Consider the following 22,502-nt stretch of genomic DNA (forward strand, 5'->3'; position numbering starts at 1 on the left):
AGTAATTACCCCTGTTTTCAGGTATATTACAAGTTGAAAAATCACGTGTTTATACAGAAGTGAATTTGGTCTTCAAGTTTCTTAAATACCTCCTTCTCATATTTTGTTTCTGGGAAGCCTTTAATTAATTTCAAATACTGTTGACGCTCTTTTTTGTAAGTATGCTTATGATGCTGTTTTAAACCTAATGATATTTCTGAATTACCATAAGTAGCTAAAAGCTTTATTTCTGAAGGACTTAATTTCCCAAAATCTATTACTTTATTTTTTTTAATCAATGTATATACTTCCAACAAATCAAGCGACAATTGTTTGAAAACGTTTTTATCTACTAAATCGGAAAGTTTATAAATCGGTATACTATTCTTCCTTTGATTATAATATTTTGCATAAGCCTCACATTCAAAACGTATAACACTTTTTGGCAAGGTTAATCCACTTTCTGCCTTTACTTGATAAGTTTTATCATAACCTTTAATATTATAGTTTGTAGCCTTAAAATTAACACCATAAATTTTAGTCTTATTTTTCATAAACGATGGATTTATATTTTTAAACTGCTCCCAACTGTTAAAGGTATCTTCGGGAAAAGCATCTATCACAGTACCAACTGCTACCTTTTTTACTTCTGCAGCACTTAAATCACAGTCGAAATGCGCTATTAAATAATGAATCGCTTCATTTACTTGAGAATAACTAAAAGGCGAATGGTTATTATTACAATAGAATTTTTGAAGACTGTTTGTAATTGATAATTCTGAACCTCTCAACCATAGTTTTAAATTATTCAAATGCGAGTAATAACACACTATTTCGCCTAATTTATTATATCGAGGCAACCACAAACAGTTATTCCAATAAAAAGGCTCGTTAACACCGTTCTTTACTTCTTTAGGTACTTTCGCTAAAGACTTTACTATTTTGATTGTATCGTACAACACCCACCATTTTATTTTTTAAATGCCTTGCGATAATTTTTCTCCAAGAGTTTTTCTACATCACTCATTCTATAGTAAATTTTTGAGCCTATTTGAGAAAAAGATACAACTCCTTGATCCCTCCAGGTTTGAGCTGTTCTTTTACTAATATTCATTAATTGCAAAAACTCTTGATTGTCGACAAAAACATCTTTAGGGTTTTTCTGTTTTTCGTCCAATGATGTTTTAACTTCATCAATTTTCTTTAGAAGTTCGTTGTACTGGTTTTTTGATAAAATAATTGCTTCCATTTGCTTTTGAAAATTTTAATTCAACAATAAAATCAATGCAAATGTGTGTAATGAAGTATAGCAAAAACAGTTACATAGGGTTATATAACCCTTACTAAAACCCTTGTGTTTATTGGGTCTATATGAAAATAAATTATTTTAAATTTTTAATTTCTGCTTGTATTGTCCTGATATGTTTTTCCCAAAATTCAGCAGCTTTAGGATCAGGTGAATTAAACAATATTCTTAGTTTATTCTCACTAATTCCTTTTTCTGGATCAGAACTTTTTGTTTGAAAATTAGCTGAAATAAATCTGTGCAGTTCTGCTTCTGATTTTAAATTAAAAATTGATGGTTTTAAATCATTTATCATCTTAAAAAGAAATGCCAGTTGAGGAACAGAAAGATTAACTTTCAGTTTGTCTAAATTCACTTTAGAAGTTGCATCACTATTGGTTGTTCCTTGATGTTTATCCAATTCTTTTTTAATTATCCTAAGCATATCATAAATAGAATAGAACTCGAAAGGAAAAAGTAACTTTTCATAATCAATGATATAAGTTGGTTTCTTTTGCTTTTGCTCATCCTTATCAATCAAAAGGGATTCCTTTAAATACCCTTCTTTAATCAAATCTTCAGTAGATTTTCCTTTATCACGTAATTTTTTTAATGCCGCATCTACTTCGTCAGGAAAGAATGTAGCTTCGTGCATTTCTTTTTCGGAAAAAGCATAAATTTCAATATCCTTATACAAGTATTGAAGCGCAACAGGATCAAGCTCTGTTTCTTTTTTTATTATACTGTATAGCTCTAAATAAGAATGGTCTTTCCTGCGTACATCATCCAAAATATTATACAACCTATTTGTATCATCTGGTTCTTCAATATCTTGTGAGGGTTCAATATCCGCAAAAACTTCATCAATTAGTTCTGACCTCATTTGCTGATACATTTCTGCAATCTTATTTCGCTTTTCTTCAATAATGTTTTCAGTAGCCTTTAAAAACTCCTTACTTGACAAAAACTCCAATTCTTCTGGAATCTTCATTGATTTAAAATTTTCTTGAAAAACACGAGTTGTTAATGAATTAAAGTCATACCATTTCCTATTCATAAAAACATCGAAACGTTTATCCAACAATTCAAATAGAAATGTTTTTTGAGGATGTGTAAAACTTTCAAAAACAATATCTAATCTTACATTTGGGAATACCTCATTAGGGTTAGACAATTTAATCTCTTTCCCATATTGATAATCATAAGGACTCTCTATAATCCATAAAATTGAAGGAAACAGCTTATTTGCATATGTTCTTGCTTTTTCCTTGATTTCCATTTTTTTACTTGGTTGTCCGTACATAGGCTAATTGATGTATTTATCGACTGCGTTATCTAACTCACTACTTATAATTTTTGCATACACTTGAGTGATACCAATATCTGTATGGTCCATTAATTTTGATACGTGTTCTATTCGCATACCATTGTTTAAAGCTCTGGTAGCAAATGTATGTCGGCTAATATGAAATGATAGATTAAAGGGTAGCTCTAATTCTTCACCCATTCTACTTAGATACATATTGCTTAAAGAAATTGCTCTATTGGTTATTAGGCTTCTGTGTTCTCTATCTTTAAAATATAGCTCATCGACTTTAGCAAACGGAAAAATTATATCGTTTTGATTTTGATTTTCGGCTGCATACTTCTCTAAAATATCAACCGCTTTTTGACCTATCCTAATGCTATGCTGCCTTTTGGTTTTACGTATTGTTTTTGTGATACGGTGGTTTTTATTATCGTAGTTTTTCCATTGTAACTCGATAACATCACCAAACCTTAAACCACCAGAAAAAACAGAAAATATAAACATATCTTTGATAACTTGTGCTTTATGTTCTTGTGGCACTTCTAAATTCATAAAAGCTTCAAACTGTTCTTCGTTTAAATAACGCTTTGTAGTCTTGTTTTTCTTTACTTTAAACTTTGTAAAAGGTGCAAGTTCATTAGATATTAAATCTTCGCTTTTAGCTTCTCTAAACATTAAATTTAGGATTCTAAACGCATAATTTATAGTTGTGTTATTGTTGCCTAATTTAGAGCTGCAATGTGAAGCGTAATTTTTAAGAGTTGTTGCTGTAATATCATCAAACATTATTTCACGATGCCCTATAAACCTTTCAAATTTTTCTATATTGTTTTTATAGCTTCTGTAAGTAGATAGCGTAACAGTATCTTTAAGCTTCTCGCATCTATCATAAGCAAACTCAAAAAAGTTAATTAAGGGTTTACCCTTAATGGCTTCTTTTATTCTTCTTGCTGATGTAGATTGATTTCTTCTTTCAAGGTCTGCAATCTCGCCTTCTGCATCTGCTATCTTCCTTGAAATGTATGCGTTTAACCTTGTTGAAGTTTTATGATTCTTCTTTACTTTTTGCTTATCTTCATCCCATTCGTTAGGTTGTAGTTTTACACTTAATGAGATGAATTTAGTTTTTCTGTTTTTGATTACTCGTAAATAAAGCGGTGCAAGTCCTGCTTTATCTATCTTGTTTTTTCTTAAAACTACTTTAATTGAAGACATAAAACTCTGGTTTTTAAGCTGTGCAAATGGGTGCAACGTGTTACCAAGGTACAACAATAGGTACAACAAACCTAACATTTAGTAGCATTTTATTGCTTTAAATTGCATTACATAAAAACATAAAACCCTTATAAATAAAGGGTTTAAGAGTAATTTAAAGAAAATGAGTATTGATACTATATAACAATGTATAACCGCAATTACGGCGGATTCGACTGCGTCCGAATCCACTCGGAATTGCTAACGTCAGTTCTTAACCGAAAAATAGTAACTTTAATCCCGTAACTGACGGTTATACGAGACCGTTGCTGGACGATACCTACGGTCGTTCAGGCCATTTCGCTAGCGCTCAATTCTCTCCTGAACTTACCGTCCAGCAACACGCACAGCATACGCTGTAATTTGCTTTTATCTAATTATATTTATAACCTAAATAACTAAACACTAACCAACGTTACTGGTACCGTCCACAACTTCGGTTATAGCAAATTAACGCTAATGGCTACCGTACACTCTAGAATGCTGCGCATTCTGCGTGAACTCGCCATAACCTGTGCGTGTTGTGGTGCATTTAAAACAATGAAAATAGTTAAATTACTTTTCTTGATAATGGCAATATTGGTATTCTCAAGCTGTAGCAAAACGAACGAAGAAAAACTTGATACAATATTGAATTCTGATGAGATAACAATCCAACAAAACACCTATGGTGGAATTGCTGGATATTCTGAAAAGATTTTCAATTTGAAAAAAGGTGAGTATGAATCATTATTGATTATTGACAAAGGGACAGACTATCAGACTTTTGTTCGTATGGACGAAAAGAAAGAGTTGTTAAAGTCGTTCATAAGGGACGCATATGAAAGCCATAATCCGAACAAAGAAATGTCGAACTCTTGTGTGACGGGAATTGATTCAGAGTATATCCTTAAAAGTGGATGGACAACTTTAAAATTGAGACCTGATGAAAAGTGTGATTCTATCTTTAATTTGATTGTTTACAAATGAAAATTGAAATAACGACACCACAACAACGCATATAGCTTATGGCGGGTGAACGGCTGCCAGCAAGGTTTTCGTTCCTTAGCCAGCTTTGGTTTCGTTGGACAGGAAAATGCCTTGAAACCGCCACAAGCAATATGCAAAACCGTTGCTGGACGATACCTACGGTCGTTCAGGCCATTTCGCTAGCGCTCAATTCTCTCCTGAACTTATTCATTAGTTTCACGCGTGTCTTCCTCTCGCAAACTACGTTTGCTCGTCGGAGACAAGTCGCTGTAATTTGCTTTTATCTAACTATATTTATAACCTAAATAACTAAACACTAACCAGCGTTACTGGTACCGTCCACAACTTCGGTTATAGCTAATTTGTGCATTCCTCTCATGCCGCTTTCGCGAAAGCGCACTCGTCGGATGCAAGAATGGCAACCGTATACTCTAGAATGCTGCGCATTCTGCGTGAACTCGCCATAACCTGTGCGTGTTGTGTGTAATTAAAAACCAACATTGTGCTGAAATCAAAACTAACATTCGAAAAGAAATTTTTAGCAAAAAAAGCACAAGTGTGTTCTGGAGATAGAACTTATATTGATTTTAAAATAAATGGAATATCACTCGCTGAATTAATTGGAGATATTGGTAGAAATATCGGAAAATTTGGTTGGAAGACAAATGTTGACTTTGAACTATCAGAGTTGAAAGAATTACGTGAATCAGAAAAATCAAGATTGGAGAATGGCTTATTTTCAGCCTATGTTTGCGGTGAATGTGGAGACGAAGGTTGCGGAGCAATAATGTTTGAAAAACACCAAACTGAAAAAATTGTAGAATGGAAAAACTTTGTTTGGAGTGACGGATATGATAACGAAGAGGAAATAGCTGAAACAATTGATATAAAAGCAATTATATTCGAGCGTACTGAATATGAAAGTGCAATGGAAGAATTGGAGAGAATTATTACGGAAAAATAACTACACACAACAATGTATAACCGCAATTACGGCGGATTCGACTATGTCTGAATTTACTTGGAATTGCGAGCTTAAGTTCTTAGTCAAAAAATCATACGTTTTACCGTAACATATTAGACCTAAAGCTGTGGAAGATTTTCAAATAAGATATAATAAAGCGTCTGAATTACTTGAACAAGCTGTTAAGAATTATTACCAAAAAAATTCTTGTGCTTGCCAATATCCAAGATTTTTACAAATAGTCGGAATTAATTGTACAGACTACGGTAGAGCTTTTAAAGCTTGGGAAACATCTTTATTGATTAGTAAGGTAAAAAATTACTTTGACATTGAATCTCTCAAAAAAGGACCTGAATGTTCAAATGAGAAGTGGACGTGTAAAAGGTGTAAATCCGAATTTAATTTTGGGTGGTCTGATTTTAGTATTGCTGTCGAAAGAGATGTTTTGACACCAATTAAAATAAATATTAAAGAAAAAGGACAAAAAGCTATTAAACCGATTCCTCTATACGCAGGACTTTATGGACATAGTTATCCTTCAAAAAAGGAAATTGAAAGCGTTACGTTTGACAGTTTTGAAAAATATATAATGGAAAAATAACGTGTTACAACATGTACCATACGCAATTGCTAGATTATTCCTCTTCCATAAATTCCTGCTAAATTTTCTTCTAATTAAGTATATTTGAGAAAACAAAATACTAACCAAACCAAAGGCTACCGTACACATTATAAGGCGAAGCTTCTTTCTCGAACTCAGCATAACCTGTGCGTGTTATGTGTAACTGAAACAAATAATATAAATGTTCGATCCTCCACCGAAAACAAATAGAATAATTCTCAATTCGGTAAATTATCAAGCCCAAGTTGAATTTTACGAAGAACTCGGAATGTTATTCAATAAAACGATTCTTAAAAATGGATTAAAAACATTTACCTATATCTATGATGACTTTCATTTTGAAATTCATGAGGTGAAACTTGGAGATAGTGTGACAAAGAATGTTGAATTAAGATTCTTTGTTGATGAAATTGAAGGGTATTTAGAAGGTATTAGACAGTTAAATATTCAAATAATCAAGAATTTATGGAATTCTGAAAACCATCAACACATCTTATTAAAAGATATAGATGGAAATCTGATAGAATTAATGACTAAAAACAAAATCACATAAGAATATGAAGTCAAATTTTTATGGAAGAAAACGAATACAAAATTGAGTTGAGAAAAGTACTAGATGAAAACTCATCAAGTGCCTTAGTAAATTTAAACAAGACATTACAAGCTCTACCTGAGAAAACTAAAGGCGTTGAATTAATGATTTTTCCTGATCAAGACGGAGAAGGAACTTTTGGAGTTCGAGTTTCTTTATCAGGTCCTGACTTATACGTACTAAATAAAGCAATTGAAGATTCTGCAGACTTAATTAATGTAATTCATACTCCAGAAGGTTTAAAACCTAATGTGCCTCTGATGGATCCATTTGATTCGAGCTTTGAAGTCAATGATGTTCTATCTGATGTGGTTGGGGATTGGTTAAAAACTGTTTGGAAAAAGGCAAATAATGAAAATATTAATCTTCCGGTGACAATTATTGCGGATGAAGATTATGGAATGAATTTACCAATCAAGCTAAATTAAAAATACACATAACAATGGCTAAAAAATCATAGCCTTCCTTTAGGCAGGCAACTACTCATAGCCGATACCGTTGCTAGGCGATACCTACGGTCGTTCAGGCCATTTCGCTAGCGCTCAATTCTCTCCTGAACTTATAGGTTAGTTTCACGCGTGTCTTCCTCTCGCAAACTGCGTTTGCTCGTCGGAGACAAGTCGCTGTAATTTGCTTTTATCTAACTATATTTATAACCTAAACAACTAAACACTAACCAGCGTTACTGGTACCGTCAACAACTACGGTTATAGCAAATTTGTGCATTCCTCTCATGCCGCTTTCGCGAAAGCGCACTCGTCGGATGCAAGAATGGCTACCGTACACTCTAGAATGCTGCGCATTCTGCGTGAACTCGCCATAACCTGTGCGTGTTGTAAACAATTAAACCAAAATTTACGAATGAAAAAATGAAATTATTTTGCGAAATTTTAATCGGACTTATGATTTTCTCATCTTACTCAAGTGATGATAATTCTAACATTAATTCAGGTTCAATTATCGGAACTTGGAAACCTATTAAAGAAGTTAATGTTTGCTCAACTGGAAGTGAGATTGTTTATGATTTTGATTCTTGTATACAAACTGGAAGACTAATATTTTTTAATAACGGAACTGTAAGTGATACTGGATATAAATTGCAAAATGGAAATTGTGAACAATATTATCATGAGACTGGAACTTGGTCACTGAATGGAAATAATTTGACGGCAAAAATAGAAGGAGATACTAATAATCCAACTTTCTTTGAATTAACTAATAATACTCTTCGTATTGGATATTATGATGCTGACCCAAATGAGCTTTGTGATGGTGAAAATCTTCGTTCTTATTATTATGATGAATTTGTTAGAGTAGAATAATAACTGTTTACAACAAAGTATAAACCTTATTGCTGGCATTTAGCTTACTTGAGAAAGTCCTCGCGGACTTTCTAGTCAGTAATGTTTTACTTACTTTTAGAGTAAAAAAACGCAACAAGGCTTATACCGAGCCGTTGCTGGACGATACCTACGGTCGTTCAGGCCATTTCGCTAGCGCTCAATTCTCTCCTGAACTTATAGCTTAGAACCACGCGTGTCTTCCTCTCGCAAACTGCGTTTGCTCTTCGGAGACAAGTCGCTGTAATTTGCTTTTATCTAACTATATTTATAACCTAAACAATTAAACACTAACCAACGTTACTGGTACCGTCAACAACTACGGTTATAGCAAATTGGTGCATTCCACTCATGCCGCTTTCGCGAAAGCGCACTCGTCGGATGCAAGAATGGCTACCGTACACTCTAGAATGCTACGCATTCTGCGTGAACTCGCCATAACCTGTGCGTGTTGTGCCTAATTTGAAAAATAACTTAATGAATATAATTGAAACGCAAAGACATCCATTAAAATTCTATGCCACAATAGCATTTGGATTTCTTTTCTTATTTGCATTAGGCTCATTTATGATTTTCATTGGTTTGGAAGGTGTACCAAATGAACAAGCAGAAATCAAACGTATTATTATGTCAATTTTTGGCTGTATAATTTTTCTTTTAGCAATTTGGATGGTCCATACATATTGGAAAAATTCACCGAAAATAATTATCGACGGAAATAATTTAAAAATTGGGAAAGAGACATTTAGACTGAACAATATTAAAGATGTCATACTAACAGGCAAAATACCTTTTCGCTTTATAATAAACTTTCCAATGGAGGGAACAGTAATTTTATTTAATGATGGTAGTGATAAAATTTTGTTCGACGATATGTACTCAAACAGTTTTCAAGTAAAATCGTTCCTGGAACAAGTAATTATTAAAAAGCAAGAATATAAATTATACGAACCAAAGAAAGTTAAGAGTGCTCAACTTCGATTTGAAAACATAGAGATGTTTAAAGGAAATCAATTTACAAGTTTGAGGGGAATTTCACTTTGGGGACTTATTATAGTTTTTACTTTTATGTTAATAATTAAAGGAATAAATCTAAAATTAGAAGCTGTAATATTCTTTTGTCTTTTTGGTACTTTTTGGTTTGTATTGAACTCATGGTCAATGCACTATTTTGGACTTACAAAAGACTTTTTAATTATTCGAAACCATAACTTTATTTGGAAAGAAATAATTTACAAATATTCGGATATAAAAGAAGTAGTTTTTGAAAGCCAAGGGAAACAACCAAACAGTATGAGAGTCATTACTAATGATTTTAGAAAAAAACTCTATCCAGCAGGAGTATTAATGGACAAAACTTGGTTGGAAATGAAAAAGAAATTGGAAGTAAAAGGAGTGAAAGTAAGAAATGAATGCATTTACGAATAATAAAATACTACGCACAACACTGGCTATAGACAATTGCTCGGTTCTTGCTCATCCGAAAATGCCTGCTATGTATTTTTTAATTAAGTATCTTTGAGAAAACAAAATACTAACCAAACCAATAGCTACCGTACACTTTAGAGTACTACGCATTATTCGTGAACTCACCATAACCTGTGCGTGTTACCCAACATTTGAGAAAACTGTGAAAAAACGTAAAATTATAGGATTTCATTTCTTGACTTATGTCATTTTAACAATTGTTCTTTTCTTTTCCGCTGAACCATTGTTGAACAAATTTGCGTCAGGAATTCACAATGTTGGAATATGGTTAAATCTCATAATTTTCGGAACAATAGGAATTCTGATTGTGACTATTGTTTCGTGTTTAATTTTTATAAAACGGACTAATTAATGTTTTGGAGAAAGAAGAAAAATAAGCCAACTGAATTTAAATGCTCTGAATGTGGACAAGTCCATTCAGATTGGCCAGCTTTAGCCTTTAAATCACCAGCTAATTATGATTTCCTTTCTGACCAAGAAAAGTCTGAACTTGGGAAATTGGATCCTGACTTTTGCGAAATTCATTATAAAGACCAAATTGACCGATTTATAAGGGTAACACTGACTCAAAAAGTGAATGACACATGTGAAAACTTGGATTATGGACTTTGGGTTTCGTTAAGCGAGAAAAGCTATTCAGATTATAAGGCTAATTTTGACAATGAAAATCACGAAACTGGATATTTTGGTTGGCTATGTAGCAATATTCCTGAATATGGAGACACTATGTCAATTCCCTGTGATGTAGTAACTAAAACAGGAAATAGTAGACCTGAAATTTTCCCTCATCGGGATTTTGACCATCAACTCGTTAAAGATTACTACGATGGAATTACAAAAACAGAAGCGGAAAAAAGAATAAATGAAATGACAAAAAGATTGCTTAACAATGAACTAAACTAAAAACCAAGTGTTCTTTTGATTAATTTCTAGCATAATTCGAATCCTAACACAATCCTGGTATCACTATTAATAGGCTCATTTTCTCAGTCTTCACTCCTACTTTATTAGTATGAAATTCAATATATTTGAGAAAACTAAGTACTAACCAAACCAACAGATACCGTACACTCTAGAATGCGCGCATTCTGCGTGAACTCGCCATAACCTGTGCGTGTTCTGCGTCATTTGAAAAAAATGGTGCTTAAAACGAAAATCTTTGGGTTTTAATGAGAAAATGGATTTTAATAATTGTCGGAATAATATTGATTGGAATAATCGGAATTGGAATTAAAATCTATTCGGAATTGAATGACCTTGCAGAAGCTTTTAAATCTGAACATTCTCTTGACGAACCGAATCTAATTATTCTATCGGAATCTATTTCACCTGGCAAGAAATATAAATATTATGAATATCAATTTGACAACGGTGGATTTGGATATTCAAGAGTGTTTTGGTCAGTAATTAACAATGACGAAAACAAAAATGACCTTGAAAAAGGACTAATTCCAAATGGCTATAAAATAATTGAGTGGAGTAATGATAGTGTTTTGACTTTAAAAAAGTGGAAACCATACTATGAATCGAATACTACTTATGAATTAAATGGGACAACGGAATTTAACGGAATAAAAATTAAGATAATTGAATAAAAAACGTAACACAACAATGTACAGTCGCGATTACGGCGGATTCGACTACGTCTGAATTTACTTGGAATTGCGAGCTTAAGTTCTTAGTCAAAAAATCATACGTTTTACCGTAACATATTAGACCTAAACCTGTGGAAGATTTTCAAATAAGATATAATAAAGCGTCTGAATTACTTGAACAAGCTGTTAAGAATTATTACCAAAAAAATTCTTGTGCTTGCCAATATCCAAGATTTTTACAAATAGTCGGAATTAATTGTACAGACTACGGTAGAGCTTTTAAAGCTTGGGAAACATCTTTATTGATAAGTAAGGTAAAAAATTACTTTGACATTAAATCTCTCAAAAAAGGACCTGAATGTTCAAATGAGAAGTGGACGTGTAAAAGGTGTAAATCCGAATTTAATTTTGGGTGGTCTGATTTTAGTATTGCTGTCGAAAGAGATGTTTTGACACCAATTAAAATAAATATTAAAGAAAAAGGACAAAAAGCTATTAAACCGATTCCTCTATACGCAGGACTTTATGGACATAGTTATCCTTCAAAAAAGGAAATTGAAAGCGTTACGTTTGACAGTTTTGAAAAATATATAATGGAAAAATAACGTGTTACAACAATGAACTAAGCTAAAAATCAAGTGTTTTTATGATTAGTTTCTAGCATAATTTAGATCATAAAACAATCCTGATTTTACTATTCAATAGGCTCATTTTCTCAGTCCTCACTCCTACTTTATAAGTATGAAATCTATATATTTGAGAAAACTAAGTACTAACCAAACAAACAGCTACCGTACACTTTAGAGTGCTGCCCTTTCTGCGTGAACTCGCCATAACCTGTGCGTGTTGCCACACATTTAAACCAATCACTTCCAATTGAAAATATTAAAACGAATATTGATTGCTTTACTTATGATACTGACAATCGGATTTATAATCGTTTGGGACATTTTTGACCGAGGCGAATACTATTCCGTACATATTCCCGAAAAAGAATTCGCAGAGTTTTATGGTCATAGGGATTGGAATGAACAACAAAAAGCGTACAAAAAGAATTTCGGGAAAGATGAATGGAAATTCCCTCGAGAAGAAGTAGCTAAAGCAAAAATTTATAGAAACGCTTTTCTAACAAGCCGAATAACATCTGAAACACTTTCCGAAAATGAAACTGAAGAGATCATAACATTTTTCAATAATCCGGAAAACTTCAGTTTTAGAGAGACAACTTGGGCTGTTACAGAATCTGACTACATTTTTCGATTTTTCGACCAAAATGATACACAAATTGGTAAGATATGGCTTTCAACAGATGATACTTGGATGACTAAATCCCGACCTTTTTCGCCTAATATGAAATATGGAAGTTTGAGCGAAACAGGAGCTAAGGAAATATTAGAATTGATAAAAAGAATACAACGGAAATAAAACGTGTGGCAACACGGGCTATACGCAATTGCTCGTTTCTTGCTCATCCGAAAATGCCTGCTATGTATTTTTTAATTAAGTATATTTGAGAAAACAATATACTAACCAAACCAACAGCTACCGTACACTCTAGAAGGCAAAGCTTTCTGCGTGAACTCCCCATAACCTGTGCGTGTTGTACCTAATTATAAAATGAACGAAAAAGTAGTTAGATTAAATAAATTCTTAAGAGTTCATAATATCTCTTTAGATCGATTTATTGAAATTGTTTCTCCCTTTAATTTCGGAATTGAATTTCGTCCTACAACCAAGATTAATGAAAGAATTATTGACTTCGTTGAGATTTTTTTAGGAATTGAGGAAAGTAAAAGATATCTAATAAATGAAGAGGAAAAATTTGATTATTCAAAATCTACTGAAGGAGTTTTAAGAAGGTTAAGGGAAAAACAAATTCAGCCAAAAACTATATTTAAATTTTATTCAAATGATGAAAATGGATTTAATTTGGATGCTCTTAAAAACAAGTATTTATACCACAATAGTCATCAATCTTTTAACGACCCTTTTGATTGTAATATCAATTTAGTTTCATTCGAAAGAAATGGAAAACTAAAAAAAACGAATAGAAAAAAGAAAGAGTCTTTTAAAAACAAGTTAAATAATATTGGTATTTGCTGTTTTACAGGAAACAAAAATTCGATTTTAATGTGGTCTCACTATTCAGATAGTCACAAAGGTTATTGTTTAGAATTTGAAAAAAAAGAAAATGAATTATATCCGATAAATTATATTAAGGATTTCAGCCAGACAAATTATTATGAAAATGTAAAGGATTCTGAATTTCATATAACATATAGTAAATCTATTGAATGGAAATATGAGAATGAATATCGTTCTATTGTAAATAACATCGATTCGAAAAACCCAAATTCAAGAAAAATAGCGTTTAATGAGAAACGATTGAAAGCCATTTATTTTGGAGTAAAAGCATCTGATGAACTTAAATTGAAAATAATAGAAATATTAAAAGAAAATTACTCTAATTTTAAAGAAATAGAATTGTATGAAACATATTTAAAGCAAAATACATTTGAAATTGAATCAAAAAAAATTAACTAGGTACAACAAAGTATAAATTTTATTGCTGGCTTATTGCCTACTTACAAAAATCCTCGCGGATTTTCAGTTTGGTACTTACACGCAAAGTTAACTGCTTAATCACACAACTACTCATTGTCCAAAGCATTATAACAATTTGAAATAATCGCGACCGAACTAAAAAGACTAAATACAGATATTATTTTAATACTCTACACAAACAGTTATAAGCTTGAAGTTAAAACAAAAACATTTAGCCATTTTCAATATTTATCAAGGGAAAAAATCTACTTTATTAAAAATCGGAACAGCTGAAGAAAAAAAGTTGTTTCAAAATGGAGAGTTTGAAAAGATTACCCAACTAATCAATAAGGAACATGCAATAAAACAGAATCTTTTATCGCACCATGAAATTGAAGCACATAAGATTGAACTCAATCTAATTTTTGATCGTCGATGGGATAAAAAATCTCTTCGGTATCTATCAAAAAAATACTGCGAGCCTGATAAGGAAGTATCCACCTTTGAATCTGTAATGATGTTTCTTTGGGCGGTTTTTAGCTAATTGTGATTGCCACATCAATAAAAAATCAAACTACACGCCATTTTTTTTATTAGCTTTAAACCACACAAGCAACCCTAACCAATGAAACAAATAAAAAGAATTGCGCTCGCTTTATTCGCACTTGTAATTTGGACAGCATTTGTAGGCTTTGGATTTATTGACGGTTTTCTATTGCGTCCTATCACCTCAAAAAATACTTCTGATAGCTTTATAAACGCTACCCAGGATGTGGTTGATCAAGAGTTCGTGGGCAATTTTGCCATGACTCTTATAGAAAACGGTGAGGTTTCACAAGAATATTTCTATGCCCAACAAGGTAACGTAGATCAAAATACCGTTTTTCCTGTTGCCTCTATAAGTAAATGGATCACCTCGTTTGGAGTTTTAAAACTGGTACAACAAGGTAACATAGATCTAGACACACCGGTTGATAAGTACCTAACTCGATGGCAACTGCCCGACAGTGATTTTGACAACAATAAAGTAACAGTAAGACGCTTATTATCACATTCCTCAGGATTGATTGACGATTTAGGTTACAGTGGTTTTGCGGCTACTGACAGCATACAAACCATTGAAGAATCCCTAAATAAAGCTGCAGACACAGATTACTCTGATGGTGTGGCAATGGTAGGAGTTGAACCTGGAAGCCAGTACCTGTATTCTGGCGCTGGTTATACCATCCTACAATTACTTATTGAAGAAGTAAGCGGTCAACCCTTTACCCAGTATATGAAAAATGAGGTTCTTGACCCGTTAGAAATGTACCATTCTACCTTTGAATATCAGGACGCGACCAATAAACAACTGGCCCAAGTCTATAAAGAAAATGGTGAGGTACGATCTATGAACAGGTTCACCGCACTAGCTGCTGCCGGATTGTACACTACTACTCACGATCTAGCTAAATTTTTAAACGCAAATGTGTCTGAAAATCCTGTGCTTTCAAGCTCAACTATTAATGAAATGACCACTGCCGAAACCTTTATAGGCACCACTGGTATTTATGGTTTGGGACCTCATCTTTATAGTCAAAATGACCCAGACTCTCAAATAATTGGGCACGATGGTAGCGGTAATAATGCCATCAATACGGCGGCTAGAATTGACCTTAAATCTAAAGACGGTATCATTATTCTGGAAACGGGTAATTATGATATCGCATCGCGCATGGCAGATGAATGGATCTTCTGGAAAGCAGGAATTGCCGATTACGTAGTAATGCAACGCAATAAATCCTACCTTTTGACCTTGTTGCTGGTAGGTTATCTTCTAATTATTATCGGCGCTATTTTTATATTCAAAAGCAGTAGCAAGCAGTAATAAAGGCTTTCTGTATGCAATAGTAACCGCAGTTTTTAGCTCTTGACAATGAGTAATCGTACCTAATAGTAGGAAGGTTATTCCGCTTTCGCGAAAGCGTAAACACCACACCACTACTCTATAACAACAAATACGTTAAACCTGCACACACAGCCATCATGAACGAACTGAAAAATTTAAAAAAATTAGGCTACGACATACCAGAAGCTTACACTCCAGGTGGTAGTTATGTTTCGGTTAATGTAAGAGGTCGTATTGCCTATATAGCGATACAATTTCCCATTTTAAACGGAACCTATAAATTTCAAGGAAAACTGGGAAAAGAAGTGACCACACAGCAAGGATATCAAGCCATGGAATTGTGCGCGTTAAACGTACTAGCGCAAATAAAGGAAAAAATAGGCTTTGATAATCTACTAGGAATTAACCACATAGATGCGTATTATCAAGCTGCGCCCGATTGGGATGAATCACCGCAGGTAGTTAATGGAGCCTCTGATTTGTTTTTAAAAATTCTGGAAGAGAAAGGACAACACAGTCGGGCAATTTTTGGAGTGCACAACCTGCCACGCAACTTCTGCGTTGCGTTAACGGTTACCTGTACGTTAAACAATTAAACAGCTATTGATTGAATAAAACATTCCATAAATAAACTGACTATACGTTACAGTCACTATTCGTTATGGAATAATCGATCAAATAGTTATTGAAATTGTACTTTTAGAAACTTAAAACCCAACACGAGATACAACCACCACAAGGAATGAGTAGAACGCATTTTCACACCTTTGACGCCATGCGTTTTTTTGCCTTTTTACTGGTGTTTCTATTGCATTTACCCAAAACCAATATTCCCTATATCGATTTTTTCTTAAATAGCGGTTCTATAGGTGTTATTTTCTTCTTTGTATTGAGTGGTTTTCTCATTACCTACATCCTACTTTATGAAAAGGAAAACCGTGGTAGTATTTCCCTTAAAAAGTTTTTTGCACGCAGAATTCTTAGGATCTGGCCGTTATTTTATTTGCTAGTAGCATTTGCTTACTTATCGCCTTATTTACTCCAGCTATTCCATATTCCTTTTGAAAATCAAGGCTATGAACCTAGGTTATGGGTATCCTTACTATTTGCAGAAAATTACATGATGATGATCACCGATCAATTTCCCGATGGTGCTCCTTTACGAGTAATGTGGTCCATTTGTATAGAAGAACATTTTTATATTCTTTGGGGCATTTTATTCTATTTGCTGCCAGTTAAACGTATTCTTCCTTTATCGCTTTGTTGCATATTGCTCGCTCATATGGTGCGGTTTATTTATGCTTATTACGACATTGCTCCTATAGATTTATTTACACATCTGGACTATTTTTCCTTTGGTGCTATACCAGCGTACTTGTTCATGTATAAAAAACACACGATTGAGCAACTCAATAAAATTCCTAAGGCTGTCAAATACCTTTTTGCATTAATAACACTAGGCGTAGTTTTCACTATACCTAACCTAGAATGGGAACAAATAGATTATCTTTTTCCATTGTTATGGGGAATACTTTTCTCAGTTTGTATACTCTTTACCTTGGGAAGCAATCCGCTAAGGATTAGTAACAATTCCTGGTTGACAAAGTTGGGGTTATACACCTATGGTTTGTACTTATACCATACCATTATCATCTTGTTGCTGTTGAAATTTATTCCCGTATTGCAATTCTCGCATTGGCTATTACTATCGGCTAGCGCATTACTGCTCACGATACTTGTAAGTATCATCTCCTATCGTGTATTTGAAAAGCCCTTTTTAAGATTGAAAAAGCACTTCTATTAATTTTGATAACCAACGCTGCACAACCCATCAATAAGGTATATCTGCAGGAATGACAGGATCCCGCAAAACAATCTAGATAATCATGGAGTTGAAAGTTGTTGGGTTGTTGAGTACGCTTTCGCGAAAGCGTAAACACAACCATCCTGGTGTATAATTAGTGTCATACGTTTAATGAGCAAGTATCTATAGGTACAGGTTGTCCCATTCCTGTTACTTAAAACATGGTATCTTTATCCACAATTAAATGCTTAAACCTAATTGTAACCTTATAACCTATTGAAAATGAATATTCATAAAATGGTAATTATCGTGTTAATGATAAGCTTTATAAGTTGTAAAAAACAAGATGTAAAGGATCACTCCGATCACGTAGAATTGAATATGGATTTGAAAAATGAATTGGAAACCATTTTAATCAAAGATCAAGGAATAAGGGAACTTGTAAATGGAAATGTAAGTGATGAAAGAAAAGCAGAATTGCTAGTACAAATGCAAATCAATGAATCGGATATTGAAGGAAATAAACGATTTGAACTCATGCAACAAATTGACAGTATTAATTTAGCTAAAATCGAAAAAATCATTGAAGAATATGGCTATCCTGGTAAATCTCTAGTAGGAGAACCTGCAAATAAAGCGGCTTTTTACGTCATACAACATTCCAAACAAATAGGCACCTATTTACCATTGATTAGAGAGGCTGCAGCGGCTGGTGACATCGCTCAAACATCCCTAGCAATGATGGAAGATAGGAACCTGATGGAGCAAGGTCAAGAACAGATTTATGGAACACAAATCAAAGGAAAAGCCAATAAACAAGGGGCATGGATCTATTTCTTGTGGCCTGTTAAAAATGCAGATTCGGTTAATTTAAGGAGAAAAGAAATTGGATTTGACCAAAGCCTTGAAGAATACCTAAAAAGTATGGATGTAGAGTTCCAATTGTACACCTTAAATGAAGTAAATGAACTGTAACATCTTTTACAACAACTAATTATCTTAATTAAACTCTTTTTTATCTATCTTTAAAAGATTATGACTCATGCTTAACGACTGGTTAGAGGTGCATGCTGTCAAACAATCAAAAAATTAAAAGAGTTTGAAGTATTTTATTGTAATCCTAGCAGTTGCTATTGTCCTCGGTTTGATAGGCTGTGACAGTAAGGAAAAAACATCCCAAATAGCCTACGCCTCACAACCTATCACCACGCCTACTCCTTTTGCCGAAGGAGTAATATCAACTAATGACAATAGCGAGTTTGATATTACTTTTACTCCAGATGGGCTTACAGCCTACTTTTCTAGAAGAGCTCCAGGAGAAAAACAAAAGATCTATGTCACTCGATTTCTAAATGAATCCTGGTCAACTCCTACCCTAGCCGAATTCTCGACAGACCGTGACGAAACGGCCTTTATTTCTCCTGATGGCAAGTATTTTTTCTTTGGATCAGAACGACCTATTCCTGATAAACCCAATCAAGGGAATTTTGATATGAATATCTGGATGATGGAAAAAACTAAAGATGGATGGAGCGATCCAGAACCGTTACCAGAACCAATCAATGAAGTTCAAGTTAAAGAAGAAGAATGGCCGTCATCCAACAATAATTTCTTTTTTACCAACGACAATTACAGGTACTATTACACCACGATGATGCGCGGTACACAAAGTGTAAAACTGTATACAACTACTTATGATGGAGAAACATTTTCACAACCCGAAGTGATTAATGGCATTTTTGATGATGATAAAACCTGGATTTATTCTGCTGTACTTTCTCCAAATGGTGAGTATCTTGTTTTTAACTCTTACGATGCTTCAGGAGGAACCGGTGGTGAAGATATATTCATTTCAAAAAAAACAGTTGACGGATGGAGCAAGGCCAAACCTATAGGAAGCCTGATCAACACAAAGGATGAGGAAAGCAGTCCTCGATTTTCTAGAGACGGCAAGTATTTCTTTTTTAGCCGTGCAGAAAATTTAGGTAATTATGAATACGGTGAATGGAGTATTTATTTTATCGAAACAGAATCTCTCCACCTAGAAAACCTATTTGAACAGTAATTGAAAAACCTAAATGTTCTTCTGAACAAAAAACCTAGTTCCATGAAAAATACCTCGTACTTTTTTTATTTCTCTATATGGGTTGCTTTGCTTTTTGCTGTGCAACCTGCTATAGCGCAAGAAGATGACTTTATCAATGAATATATTGAACGGCTGGAACGATCTAAAGAATATTTGATTTTGGTGGCAGAAACCATGCCCGAAGAGCAATATTCCTATCGCCCTACTGAAGAATCTCTCAGTTTTGCTGAAAACTTAATGCATATAGGTTGGGCCATGGATTGGCACAGTCAATCCTTAATGGGCGGAAGACCTGCTAGAGATTGGAACACCGATACAGAACTAAAAGTGGATAAAAAAAGTAAAGCGGAGATGATTGCCAAAATCAAAGAAACCTTTAATCTTACTATAACGTTTATCAAGAGTTTTGATACGAATAAATTAAGCGAGCGACTGGATTATTTTGGTGCCAATAGAACTAAAAGACAAATTTTATTATTACTTACCGATCATATTACCCATCATAGAGGTCAAATGCTTGTCCACTTGCGTTTAAATGGTTTAAAACCGCCTAGATATGTTCTTTATCAGTAGTGTATTTGTTTTAGGTGCTGCAAGGATTATAATGATTATCTAATTACTCAAATCATTTCTTATTGCTATAAATTTGTTGTTGAAACCTTATGCGACCTGCTCAATTACAACCAATCATGACCCATAGAGAAGCTCATAAAGATAATTTTACTATTTCGACAGATAAAAGCAAATTGGACCTAATGAGTATTCACGAATTTCTTTCTAAAGCAACCGATTGGGCACTTGGTATTCCTATAGACACTGTAAAGAAGTCGATTGAGAATTCTTTGTGTTTTGGTGTATATGATCAAGGTCAACAAATTGGTTTTGCTAGGGTAATTTCAGACTTCTCTACTATTGCTTACCTAGGTGACGTCTATGTTTTAAATGAATATCGCGGTAAGGGTTTGAGCAAGTGGCTCATGGAAGAAATTATGAATCATCCTAACCTACAAGGGTTAAGACGCTGGATTCTACTTACCAATACGGCTGAATGGTTATACAAGAAATTCGGATTTACAGAAATTCCAAATCCAGAATTTTACATGGAGAAACACGATCCAAATGTTTATAAGTAAGATTAAAAAGTTCTTTTATTAGAAAAATGAACACTTTCACACCATAAAACTGAGATAAAAAACGTAGCTATTTATCACTTTTCATTTAATTAAATCTGTAGAACATAGATCATCAGGTAATCCTGATGTTACTATAAAAAGGGTTTGTTTTCTTACTCCTTACTCTTACTTTATCGGTATTGATTTGCGCATGTTTAAGAATAAATAAAATAGCAATTAAGTCATGGGCTACAATGCATTGTAAAGGCCGATATTTCCTGCATGAACTCAATTTTACTAATGTCATAGTAGCCATTACAAATTTTTTACTATCACAATAAAGTAAGTTCTTACAGAAATACAAACGCAACAAAGTTGCATTAGTATCATTTTGAACTATTTTTGCTAAAAATTTTTAATACAAATAGGTATGCATAAGAAATTGCCAGTAACCGTTTTGAGCGGATTTTTAGGTGCAGGAAAGACAACTTTACTTAATCATATTTTGCATAACAAGGAAGGGTTAAAGGTAGCCGTAATTGTAAACGATATGAGCGAAGTAAATGTGGATGCTGATTTGGTAAAAAGCGAAAACACCCTTTCCCGTACAGAGGAAAAACTCGTTGAAATGAGCAACGGTTGTATTTGTTGTACTCTACGTGAGGATTTAATGGTAGAAGTAGAAAGATTGGCAAAAGAAAACAGATTTGATTATTTACTTATAGAAAGTACAGGTATAAGTGAACCGGTTCCTGTAGCACAAACCTTTTCTTTTATAGATGAAGAAAGCGGTATCGATTTATCTCGATTTAGTTATGTAGACACCATGGTCACAGTTGTAGATGCTTTTAATTTTTTCAAAGATTTTGGAAGTCCAGAAACATTAATAGATCGAGAACTTACCGATATTGAGAATGACTTTAGAACCATTGTAAACTTACTTACAGACCAAATCGAATTTGCCAATGTTATCGTGTTAAACAAAACCGATTTGGTTACCGCCGATCATCTTGGAGTATTAAAAGCTGCTATTAGAAAATTGAATCCATCTGCAAAGATTCTTGAGTCCTCCTTTAGTCGGATAAATCCAAAAGAGATATTGAATACTAATTTGTTTGATTTTGAAAAAGCAGAGCAAAGTGCTGGATGGATAGAAGAGCTTAACAAAGATGAACATACTCCAGAAACTGAAGAATATGGTATTGGCTCATTTGTTTATCGTTCTAAAAAGCCTTTTGATCCTATAAGGTTTAGAGACTTTATACAAAACAAATTCCCGATGAATATTATTAGAAGTAAAGGTTTATTTTGGATAGCCTCACGTCCTAAACAAGCACTTGTTTGGGGACAAGCAGGTGGCTCTTTAAGAACAGACAGTGCTGGAGTTTGGTGGGCTAGTATGTCTTTTGGTGAGAGGTTTAATAATTCAGTTTTTATTAATAATCAACAAGAAATAGAAAAGGATTGGGATAGTACATATGGAGATAGGAAGAATGAAATTGTCTTCATAGGTCAGGATATGGATGAAGGCCTTATAAAATCGCAATTAAATGATTGTCTTGCCACAGAAGAAGAGTTAGCTACTGGAAAATGGTTAATTGGATATGAAGATAACTGGCCTGTACAAAGAGCTTATTAATCGACTTGAATACCTTAATGAATAAAGAGATA

Annotated in this window: 25 protein-coding genes; 21 read left to right on the top strand and 4 right to left on the bottom strand. The window is 33.6% G+C overall.

Annotated features, from left to right (window positions below):
* Positions 1 to 41: 41 nt before the first annotated feature.
* The 4 genes from BST93_RS10135 to BST93_RS10150 form a co-directional block, all read right to left on the bottom strand.
* Positions 42 to 938, bottom strand: coding sequence for a hypothetical protein (locus tag BST93_RS10135; protein WP_105019086.1), 897 nt, complete (start codon positions 936 to 938; stop codon positions 42 to 44).
* Positions 939 to 949: 11 nt separating this feature from the next.
* On the bottom strand, positions 950 to 1,228 hold the full coding sequence (locus BST93_RS10140) for a helix-turn-helix domain-containing protein (RefSeq protein ID WP_105019087.1): 279 nt from the start codon (positions 1,226 to 1,228) through the stop codon (positions 950 to 952).
* Positions 1,229 to 1,361: 133 nt separating this feature from the next.
* Positions 1,362 to 2,543: a hypothetical protein gene (locus BST93_RS10145; RefSeq protein ID WP_146105013.1), complete on the bottom strand. Its 1,182-nt coding sequence runs from the start codon at positions 2,541 to 2,543 to the stop codon at positions 1,362 to 1,364.
* 27 nt (positions 2,544 to 2,570) lie between these two features.
* Positions 2,571 to 3,788, bottom strand: a complete 1,218-nt coding sequence (locus BST93_RS10150; RefSeq protein WP_105019089.1) for a site-specific integrase — start codon at positions 3,786 to 3,788, stop codon at positions 2,571 to 2,573.
* A 498-nt stretch (positions 3,789 to 4,286) separates the two neighbouring features.
* Between BST93_RS10150 and BST93_RS10155 the strand changes: the two genes are divergently transcribed.
* From BST93_RS10155 to BST93_RS10255, 21 genes are all read left to right on the top strand, one after another.
* Positions 4,287 to 4,796 carry a hypothetical protein gene (locus tag BST93_RS10155; RefSeq protein ID WP_146105014.1) on the top strand — a complete coding sequence of 170 codons (510 nt, stop codon included), beginning with the start codon at positions 4,287 to 4,289 and terminating at the stop codon, positions 4,794 to 4,796.
* Positions 4,797 to 5,298: 502 nt separating this feature from the next.
* The gene (locus BST93_RS10160) at positions 5,299 to 5,760 is read left to right on the top strand and encodes a hypothetical protein (RefSeq protein ID WP_105019091.1); all 462 of its coding nucleotides are present in this window, start codon (positions 5,299 to 5,301) and stop codon (positions 5,758 to 5,760) included.
* A 127-nt stretch (positions 5,761 to 5,887) separates the two neighbouring features.
* Positions 5,888 to 6,361 carry a hypothetical protein gene (locus BST93_RS10165; protein WP_105019092.1) on the top strand — a complete coding sequence of 158 codons (474 nt, stop codon included), beginning with the start codon at positions 5,888 to 5,890 and terminating at the stop codon, positions 6,359 to 6,361.
* Positions 6,362 to 6,563: 202 nt separating this feature from the next.
* Positions 6,564 to 6,935: a VOC family protein gene (locus BST93_RS10170; RefSeq protein WP_105019093.1), complete on the top strand. Its 372-nt coding sequence runs from the start codon at positions 6,564 to 6,566 to the stop codon at positions 6,933 to 6,935.
* A 20-nt stretch (positions 6,936 to 6,955) separates the two neighbouring features.
* The gene (locus BST93_RS10175) at positions 6,956 to 7,402 is read left to right on the top strand and encodes a DUF6389 family protein (RefSeq protein WP_105019094.1); all 447 of its coding nucleotides are present in this window, start codon (positions 6,956 to 6,958) and stop codon (positions 7,400 to 7,402) included.
* Between the two features lie 441 nt (positions 7,403 to 7,843).
* Entirely contained in the window at positions 7,844 to 8,296 is a 453-nt protein-coding gene (locus BST93_RS10180; RefSeq protein ID WP_105019095.1) for a lipocalin-like domain-containing protein, read from the top strand.
* Between the two features lie 495 nt (positions 8,297 to 8,791).
* On the top strand, positions 8,792 to 9,742 hold the full coding sequence (locus BST93_RS10185; protein WP_105019096.1) for a hypothetical protein: 951 nt from the start codon (positions 8,792 to 8,794) through the stop codon (positions 9,740 to 9,742).
* A 411-nt stretch (positions 9,743 to 10,153) separates the two neighbouring features.
* Complete coding sequence (locus BST93_RS10190) at positions 10,154 to 10,705, top strand: DUF2199 domain-containing protein (RefSeq protein ID WP_105019097.1); 552 nt, start codon at positions 10,154 to 10,156, stop codon at positions 10,703 to 10,705.
* A gap of 266 nt (positions 10,706 to 10,971) precedes the next feature.
* Positions 10,972 to 11,397, top strand: coding sequence for a hypothetical protein (locus BST93_RS10195; RefSeq protein ID WP_105019098.1), 426 nt, complete (start codon positions 10,972 to 10,974; stop codon positions 11,395 to 11,397).
* A 131-nt stretch (positions 11,398 to 11,528) separates the two neighbouring features.
* On the top strand, positions 11,529 to 12,002 hold the full coding sequence (locus BST93_RS10200; protein WP_105019099.1) for a hypothetical protein: 474 nt from the start codon (positions 11,529 to 11,531) through the stop codon (positions 12,000 to 12,002).
* A gap of 271 nt (positions 12,003 to 12,273) precedes the next feature.
* Complete coding sequence (locus BST93_RS10205; protein WP_146105015.1) at positions 12,274 to 12,822, top strand: hypothetical protein; 549 nt, start codon at positions 12,274 to 12,276, stop codon at positions 12,820 to 12,822.
* Between the two features lie 192 nt (positions 12,823 to 13,014).
* The gene (locus tag BST93_RS10210; RefSeq protein WP_105019101.1) at positions 13,015 to 13,941 is read left to right on the top strand and encodes a DUF2971 domain-containing protein; all 927 of its coding nucleotides are present in this window, start codon (positions 13,015 to 13,017) and stop codon (positions 13,939 to 13,941) included.
* A 211-nt stretch (positions 13,942 to 14,152) separates the two neighbouring features.
* The gene (locus BST93_RS10215) at positions 14,153 to 14,485 is read left to right on the top strand and encodes a hypothetical protein (protein WP_105019102.1); all 333 of its coding nucleotides are present in this window, start codon (positions 14,153 to 14,155) and stop codon (positions 14,483 to 14,485) included.
* 81 nt (positions 14,486 to 14,566) lie between these two features.
* The gene (locus BST93_RS10220) at positions 14,567 to 15,808 is read left to right on the top strand and encodes a serine hydrolase domain-containing protein (RefSeq protein WP_105019103.1); all 1,242 of its coding nucleotides are present in this window, start codon (positions 14,567 to 14,569) and stop codon (positions 15,806 to 15,808) included.
* Positions 15,809 to 15,966: 158 nt separating this feature from the next.
* The gene (locus BST93_RS10225; protein WP_105019104.1) at positions 15,967 to 16,425 is read left to right on the top strand and encodes a RidA family protein; all 459 of its coding nucleotides are present in this window, start codon (positions 15,967 to 15,969) and stop codon (positions 16,423 to 16,425) included.
* A 146-nt stretch (positions 16,426 to 16,571) separates the two neighbouring features.
* Positions 16,572 to 17,633 carry an acyltransferase family protein gene (locus tag BST93_RS10230; RefSeq protein ID WP_105019105.1) on the top strand — a complete coding sequence of 354 codons (1,062 nt, stop codon included), beginning with the start codon at positions 16,572 to 16,574 and terminating at the stop codon, positions 17,631 to 17,633.
* 282 nt (positions 17,634 to 17,915) lie between these two features.
* Positions 17,916 to 18,608, top strand: coding sequence for a DUF6624 domain-containing protein (locus BST93_RS10235; RefSeq protein WP_258150521.1), 693 nt, complete (start codon positions 17,916 to 17,918; stop codon positions 18,606 to 18,608).
* 124 nt (positions 18,609 to 18,732) lie between these two features.
* Positions 18,733 to 19,698: a TolB-like translocation protein gene (locus BST93_RS10240; RefSeq protein WP_105019106.1), complete on the top strand. Its 966-nt coding sequence runs from the start codon at positions 18,733 to 18,735 to the stop codon at positions 19,696 to 19,698.
* 42 nt (positions 19,699 to 19,740) lie between these two features.
* On the top strand, positions 19,741 to 20,292 hold the full coding sequence (locus tag BST93_RS10245; RefSeq protein ID WP_105019279.1) for a DinB family protein: 552 nt from the start codon (positions 19,741 to 19,743) through the stop codon (positions 20,290 to 20,292).
* A gap of 116 nt (positions 20,293 to 20,408) precedes the next feature.
* Positions 20,409 to 20,852 carry a GNAT family N-acetyltransferase gene (locus tag BST93_RS10250; RefSeq protein ID WP_105019280.1) on the top strand — a complete coding sequence of 148 codons (444 nt, stop codon included), beginning with the start codon at positions 20,409 to 20,411 and terminating at the stop codon, positions 20,850 to 20,852.
* A 409-nt stretch (positions 20,853 to 21,261) separates the two neighbouring features.
* Positions 21,262 to 22,470: a GTP-binding protein gene (locus BST93_RS10255; protein ID WP_105019107.1), complete on the top strand. Its 1,209-nt coding sequence runs from the start codon at positions 21,262 to 21,264 to the stop codon at positions 22,468 to 22,470.
* Positions 22,471 to 22,502: the final 32 nt, after the last annotated feature.

Origin of the sequence: Nonlabens tegetincola, from assembly GCF_002954355.1 — a bacterium.
In the GTDB taxonomy this organism is placed as follows: Bacteria; Bacteroidota; Bacteroidia; order Flavobacteriales; family Flavobacteriaceae; genus Nonlabens; species Nonlabens tegetincola.